Raw genomic sequence first — 631 nt, 5'->3', positions numbered from 1 at the left:
CCTGTTCCGGTGGTTGATGGTCCGGTGGGGTTGTGGGGTTTTGGTGAGGGTTCGGGTTCCTCTGTGGTTGATGGTTCGGGGTCGGGTAATCATGGGGCGTTTGTGGGGTCGCCGGTGCGGGTTGCAGGGGTGAAGGGTCCGGGGTTGAAGCTGGGTGGTTCTGACTATGTGGTCGTTCCTGATTCGCCGTCGGTGGGGGTGTCGGGGCCGATGACGGTGGCGGCGTGGATCCGCCCGAGTTCGGTGGCGACGCAGTATGTGGTGAAGAAGGCGGCGCAGGGTTCGGTTGATGGGTATGAGGTGGGGTTGTCCAGTGGGGGCAAGGTGTTTGTGCGGTTGAACCAGGCGTCGTCGGGCAACACGTTCCGGGTGGATTCGACGTCGTCGTATCCGGTGGATGGGACGACGTGGATGCATGTGGCTGGGGTCTTTGACGGTTCGCGGGTGCGGTTGTTCATCAATGGGGTGGAGCAGGGTTCGGTGGCGGGGCCGGGTGCGGTGGGTTCGAATGCGTTGGATCTGTTCTTGGGCGCTGGTGAGAGTGGTTATCGGCCGTTGGTCGGTGGGCTGGATGAGGTCGGGGTGTATTCGGGCGCGTTGACCGCGCAGCAGATCGCTGACCTGGCCACCG

1 protein-coding gene is annotated in these 631 nt (G+C 63.5%); it reads left to right on the top strand.

Annotated elements, in window-relative coordinates; all coding sequences use genetic code 11:
• Positions 1 to 144: 144 nt before the first annotated feature.
• The coding region (locus JLI01S_RS16515; protein ID WP_218005540.1) for a LamG domain-containing protein at positions 145 to 631 on the top strand (487 nt) is incomplete at its 3' end.

The sequence above is a fragment of the Janibacter limosus NBRC 16128 genome (assembly GCF_001570985.1).
GTDB lineage: Bacteria > Actinomycetota > Actinomycetes > Actinomycetales > Dermatophilaceae > Janibacter > Janibacter limosus.
Note: the sequence above shows the minus strand (reverse complement) of the source record. Positions and strands in the feature narration are given on the sequence as shown.